7 protein-coding genes are annotated in these 4,365 nt (G+C 47.6%); all 7 read left to right on the top strand.

Annotated features, from left to right (window positions below; translation table 11 throughout):
• Positions 1-678 (top strand): signal recognition particle-docking protein FtsY (gene ftsY / locus F8N00_RS16500; RefSeq protein ID WP_421018601.1); only part of this gene is annotated, 678 nt, incomplete at its 5' end.
• Between the two features lie 99 nt (positions 679-777).
• On the top strand, positions 778-1,098 hold the full coding sequence (locus tag F8N00_RS16505; RefSeq protein WP_023468743.1) for a putative DNA-binding protein: 321 nt from the start codon (positions 778-780) through the stop codon (positions 1,096-1,098).
• A gap of 12 nt (positions 1,099-1,110) precedes the next feature.
• Positions 1,111-2,460, top strand: coding sequence for a signal recognition particle protein (gene ffh / locus F8N00_RS16510; RefSeq protein ID WP_023468742.1), 1,350 nt, complete (start codon positions 1,111-1,113; stop codon positions 2,458-2,460).
• A gap of 93 nt (positions 2,461-2,553) precedes the next feature.
• Positions 2,554-2,829: a 30S ribosomal protein S16 gene (gene rpsP / locus F8N00_RS16515; protein WP_023468741.1), complete on the top strand. Its 276-nt coding sequence runs from the start codon at positions 2,554-2,556 to the stop codon at positions 2,827-2,829.
• Between the two features lie 62 nt (positions 2,830-2,891).
• On the top strand, positions 2,892-3,401 hold the full coding sequence (rimM, locus tag F8N00_RS16520) for a ribosome maturation factor RimM (protein WP_023468740.1): 510 nt from the start codon (positions 2,892-2,894) through the stop codon (positions 3,399-3,401).
• Positions 3,398-4,126, top strand: coding sequence for a tRNA (guanosine(37)-N1)-methyltransferase TrmD (gene trmD / locus F8N00_RS16525; protein WP_421018602.1), 729 nt, complete (start codon positions 3,398-3,400; stop codon positions 4,124-4,126). The genes rimM and trmD overlap by 4 nt, the downstream gene beginning before the upstream one ends.
• 112 nt (positions 4,127-4,238) lie before the next feature.
• On the top strand, positions 4,239-4,365 hold a 127-nt coding region (locus tag F8N00_RS16530; RefSeq protein ID WP_421018603.1), incomplete at its 3' end, for a 50S ribosomal protein L19.

A 4,365-nucleotide genomic window follows, 5' to 3' on the forward strand; every position in this document is an offset into this window, starting at 1 on the left:
GCCCTTGATCTTGATCATGAGCTGAATGTCATCCTCTTCGTTGGTGTCAACGGGGTCGGTAAGACGACGACGATCGGAAAACTTGCGAACCGCTTAAAACAAGAAGGCAAGAGCGTCATGTTAGCAGCGGGAGATACGTTCCGGGCTGGTGCGATCGATCAACTGCAAGTCTGGGGCGAACGCTCCGGTGTACCGGTCATTCGTCAAGGCGAAGGCTCCGATCCGGCTGCTGTCGTTTATGACGCCGTCCAAGCAGCGAAAGCACGTAAGGTCGACGTCCTGATTTGTGATACGGCAGGACGCCTACAAAACAAAGTCAACCTGATGAACGAGCTCGAAAAGGTCAAACGCGTCATCGAACGTGAAATTCCTGGTGCACCCCATGAAGTATTGTTGGCGCTTGACGCGACAACAGGGCAAAACGCGATGGTGCAGGCAAAAGCCTTCAAACAAGCGACGAACGTCAGCGGAATCGTCTTGACGAAGCTTGACGGCACAGCAAAAGGCGGGATTGTTCTTGCAATCAAGAACGAGCTGAATCTGCCGGTTAAGTTCGTGGGTCTCGGTGAAAAGATCGATGATTTACAACCGTTTGACGCAGAACAATTCGTGTATGGACTGTTCGGCGATGTCTTTGAAGAAAAAGAAAACGTCGAGACGGAAGAAAGCGCGGAATAAGCGACGTTTCATGTAAAGAAAAAAACTTGACAACACACTGTGAGGGCTGTACTATACTATCTGTAAAGGAATTTCACTTAACATTGCGGAGGTGCTCGGATGACACTTGATAAAACGAACCGGATGAATTATCTGATTGACTTTTATCAGGAGCTTTTGACGCCAAAACAACGGAATTACATGTCACTCTATTACTTAGATGACTTTTCCTTAGGTGAGATCGCCGATGAGTTTGAAGTCAGCCGACAAGCAGTCTACGACAACATAAAACGCACGGAAGCCATGCTCGAGCAGTATGAAGAACGACTATCGCTGTTCAAGAAACACGAACGGCGAAAGCAGTTACTCGATCAGCTGAAGCAATGCGACCTTCCGGGTGAAGCCCTAGTGATCATTGAGACATTGGAGCAATTAGAGTAGGAGGCATTCTTAATGGCATTCGAAGGATTATCGGAACGGCTTCAAGCCAGTCTCGCTAAAATGCGAGGTAAAGGTAAGATTTCTGAAGCAGACGTCAAAGAGATGATGCGCGAAGTTCGCTTAGCGCTACTCGAAGCCGACGTCAACTTCAAGGTCGTCAAACAATTCGTAAATGATGTAAAGGAACGCGCCGTCGGACAGGATGTCATGACGTCTTTGACGCCAGGACAACAAGTCGTCAAAATCGTCCACGATGAATTGACGAATCTGATGGGTGCAGAAGTGTCACCGTTGACGCTTGCGAACCGTCCTCCGACCGTCATCATGATGACCGGTCTGCAAGGGGCAGGTAAAACAACGACAACGGGTAAACTTGCCAATCATTTACGTAAAAAACATAATCGTAGTCCTTTGCTTGTTGCGGCGGATATTTATCGTCCGGCAGCAATCAAACAATTAGAGACACTCGGAAAACAATTGGAGTTACCGGTCTTCTCGATGGGAGATCAGGTTAGTCCACAAGAAATCGTTACCGGTGCACTCGATTATGCAAAAGAGCATCATCACGATATCGTGTTGATCGATACGGCAGGTCGCTTACACGTCGATGAGGAACTGATGCAGGAACTCGTTGATGTTAAGGAGATCGCCAAACCGCATGAAATCTTCCTTGTCGTCGATTCGATGACGGGTCAGGATGCCGTCAACGTCGCAGAGAGCTTCAACGAGAAGCTTGGCGTAACGGGAGTCGTTCTGACGAAGCTCGACGGAGATACGCGAGGTGGTGCAGCACTCTCCATCAAGGCAGTCACCGGAGCACCGATTAAGTTCGTCGGTCTTGGAGAGAAGCTCGATGCCATCGAACCATTCTATCCCGAGCGGATGGCGTCTCGGATTCTAGGCATGGGAGACATGCTGACACTGATTGAAAAAGCAGAGTCACAAATGGACGCTACGCGTGCCAAAGAGTTAGAAAGCAAAATGCGCGATGCATCGTTTACATTCGATGATTTCATCGAGCAGTTGCAGCAAGTGAAACAGATGGGTCCACTCGACGAACTGTTGGGAATGATCCCTGGGGCAGGTAAAGGGAAGATGAAGGGGTTGAAAAACGCCCAAATCGATGAGAAGCAACTCGTGTATGTCGAAGCGATCATCCAATCGATGACGAAACGAGAGCGGACTGAACCTGAAATCTTGAATGCGAGCCGTCGTAAGCGGATTGCCCGTGGTAGCGGACGCAGTATCCAAGAAGTCAACCGCCTCATTAAACAGTTCGAAGACATGCGGAAAATGATGAAACAATTTTCCGGACAGATGGGCAAAGGGAAAAAGAAAGGCTTTGGCCTTCCATTCTTTTAAAAGTCTTTTCTCTTTTGCTGTAACGTTGTATACTAATGAAGTTGTCAATTTGACTAAACGAAAAAATCATTTATTATTTGGAGGGACTTACGAATGGCAGTTAAAATTCGTCTTAAGCGCATGGGCGCAAAAAAATCACCTTTCTACCGTGTGGTAGTAGCAGACTCACGTGCACCACGTGATGGTCGTTTCATCGAGCAAATCGGATACTACAATCCAGTTGCTAAACCAGAAGCAGAAGTTAAAATCAACGAAGAGCTAGCTCTTAAATGGCTCTCTGAAGGTGCTAAACCTTCGGACACAGTTCGTAACCTCTTCTCACAAGCTGGTATCATGGAGAAATTCCACAACGCGAAACTCGCGAAGTAAGACGTTAGGAGGTGAGCGAAAGCTTACCTCCTTTTTTTAATTCAAGAAAGGAAGTGAAACATATGGAATGGTTGGAAATTGCGAAAATCGCCAACACGCACGGTCTAAAAGGGGAATTGAAGCTACTTGCAAGCACGGACTTCCCGGAAGAACGCTTTAAGGTCGGAAAAGAAGTCTTTCTCGGCTCTGAAGGCACGTATACACCGGTAACGATCAGTGGCTACCGGAAGCATAAACAATTCATCATGGTGACGTTCAAAGGGATGCATCATATCAATGACGTCGAGAAGTACAAAGGATTGAAGCTCTATGTCCACGCAGAAGACTTACAGGACTTAGACGAGCATGAATTTTACTATCATGAGATCATCGGTTGTACGGTTTATGACGGTGAGACGAAAATCGGAGTCGTATCCGACATTCTCGAAACGGGCGCAAATGACGTCTGGACGATCAAACGTGACGGAAAAAAAGACGTCCTGATTCCGTATATCGAACAAGTCGTCGCTTCCGTCGACGTCGAACAGAAACGCATTCAGATCACGCCGCTTCCGGGACTGATCGAAGAATGAACATCCGTGTATTGACGTTGTTTCCAGAAATGTTTTCAGCGCTTGACCATTCGATTGTCAAGCGAGCGCAAGACGATCAACACGTCATACTTGAAACCATCAATTTTCGAGATTTTTCAACGAATCGACATGGTAAGGTCGATGATTATCCGTATGGTGGAGGAGCGGGCATGCTGTTGACACCTCAACCCGTCTTCGATGCGATGGCAAGTCTACCGGAACGAAAACGACGAATCATCGTCATGACACCGACCGGTAAACGGTTTTCGCAACGAATGGCGGAAGAGTGGGCAAACGAAGAAGAATTGGTCTTCTTATGTGGTCACTATGAGGGGTTTGATCAGCGAATCCATGATCAGTTGGTGACGGATGAGGTTTCGCTCGGAGATTTCGTCTTGACGGGAGGAGAACTCGCTGCGATGACGATGATTGACGCCGTCGTCCGCCTCTTACCGGACGTCCTCGGTGCGTCTGCGAGTCACGAAGATGATTCCTTCTCAACAGGACTTCTCGAATACCCGCACTATACACGTCCGGCAGAATATAAAGGGTACCGAGTACCCGATGTTTTGTTATCAGGCAACCATGCCCGGATTGAAAAATGGCGACGGGAACAGTCGCTGAAGCGGACATATGAGCGGCGCCCTGATCTTCTCGTGGATGCATCGTTAACGAATGAAGATCAGCGTTATTTAGACTCGATTTCAGGATTGTCAAACGACTGAATCTATGATAAGTTAAAACATGTGGCAAAAGCCACCCATTAACGATGTTCCGCTGTCGGATGCTTGAAGCAAATGAAGATAAGAACATTGGTGAAAAAAGGAGAAATCATTCATGAACACACAACAATTGTTCCGTGAACTTACACAAGAACAAATCAAGTCAGACGTCCCTGCGTTCCGTCCTGGGGATACAGTCCGTGTACACGTTAAAGTCGTCGAGGGTACGCGTGAGCGTATTC

The organism is Exiguobacterium sp. A1_3_1 (assembly GCF_048985645.1).
GTDB lineage: Bacteria > Bacillota > Bacilli > Exiguobacteriales > Exiguobacteriaceae > Exiguobacterium_A > Exiguobacterium_A indicum.